This window comes from Moorena sp. SIO4E2, from assembly GCF_010671945.1.
GTDB lineage: Bacteria > Cyanobacteriota > Cyanobacteriia > Cyanobacteriales > Coleofasciculaceae > Moorena > Moorena producens.
This window is the reverse complement of sequence record NZ_JAAHIE010001232.1, coordinates 1-1,377: the sequence shown is the minus strand read 5'-3', so window position 1 is coordinate 1,377 and position 1,377 is coordinate 1. Positions and strand designations below refer to the sequence as shown.

Annotated in this window: 1 protein-coding gene and 2 pseudogenes; all 3 read left to right on the top strand. The window is 41.8% G+C overall.

Going from position 1 to position 1,377, the window contains the following annotated elements; all coding sequences use genetic code 11:
- Positions 1–190: pseudogene (locus tag F6K37_RS42485) on the top strand (hypothetical protein); the annotation flags it as partial.
- Between the two features lie 455 nt (positions 191–645).
- The gene (locus F6K37_RS42480; RefSeq protein ID WP_008178438.1) at positions 646–1,125 is read left to right on the top strand and encodes a DUF4079 domain-containing protein; all 480 of its coding nucleotides are present in this window, start codon (positions 646–648) and stop codon (positions 1,123–1,125) included.
- A pseudogene (locus tag F6K37_RS42475) lies at positions 1,125–1,377 on the top strand (ComEC/Rec2 family competence protein); the annotation flags it as partial. The gene F6K37_RS42480 and the pseudogene F6K37_RS42475, both read left to right, overlap by 1 nt.

Genomic DNA, 1,377 nt, shown 5'->3' with positions numbered 1-1,377 from the left:
TGTGTTTCTTCTAGATAAATTTGGAGGGAATCCCTATAGTGATCCGCAAGTGACTTTCAATGCTTTATTTCATATCCTTCACGATTTATTAGGAACCGAAGCTGGATTAGTCATCTTTACCTGGCTTTTCTATAATAAAGGCATTGCTCAAAAAAACTCCAAAGCTACATTAGCGGCAGAAAAAAATTAGTATTTACTAATTTTGATATATACCAGTTTTAAATTTTCCTGGGTAATCCTAGCTATTTAGTATTACTCATTTTTTTTTAAATTATCATTATAAACAAAGTAGTGACAGTGGCGGGGTGAGGAAGTGAGGAGTGAGAAGTGAGGAATGTCGGTTATTAAATTATTGTCAAAAAAAATTTAGATGGCTTTGCCCTGGGGGCTAAAGCCCTGCGTCTCCTTTGCACTAGGGACAAGCAAAGGATCATACCAGTCTTCTAGGATCTGGTATGATTTTTTGTTCACGTTGAACTGCAAGTGTTTGAATTATCTGTTTGTTAGTTTGAGACAAGTGTCAAGGAATCTAAACATCACTATCTGGATATGGTGAGATTTTGTTGCCCAATCAAATTCTGAATATGCTACAAAGATGGTTACCTAAGCTAGGTCAACCTTAATCGAGAGGATAGTTTTACACCGGTGGGAAATTTCAGTCAGCTCTTAGAACCAATTGCTAACCAATTTAGAATTTTAGGTATTCCTGAGCCAGTGGTGCATTGGGGACACCCATTGATGATGGGAATTGTGGTATTGATTATGGGTAGCTTTGTGGGAATAGCAGGATGGCGTGGCCGAGTAGTATCTGATCCTGAAATAGCACTACAGAGTCGCAGTAATCATCGAAAAATAGCACCCTGGATGTTTATTTTTATCGCAGGTGGCTACACGGGTGGGGTTTTGTCTCTGGTAATGCAGTATCAGCCAATTCTAGAAAGCCCCCACTTTTGGACAGGATCAATCGTACTGATTGTGCTGGCTGCTAATGGGGTGATTGCCTTGACTGGCTTTGGCGGAAACAAAGCATTGGTGCGTAGCGTTCATGCCTACTTAGGAAGTACGGCACTTTGCCTGCTATTGCTTCATGTTGTTTTGGGCTTAAAGCTAGGTTTATCGATCTGATGAAGCCTGCCACTGGTACAGTAATAAGTCTTGCTTATATTCTGGGCTTACTGTCTACAGGGATTCTCAACTTACCGACTGGTGAGATTCCCTGGCAAGAGTACAGAGCTTTGGTAACAGGATTAGTTGTCACAGGGATAGTGGCTGCGATCGCATTCCCCAGGTTCTGGCGCACAGGACCAAAACCAAGATTATGGGTAGCAGCAGGACTAATCTCGGCCTTGGCGGTGGTCTATTTTCAATTGCGGGTAC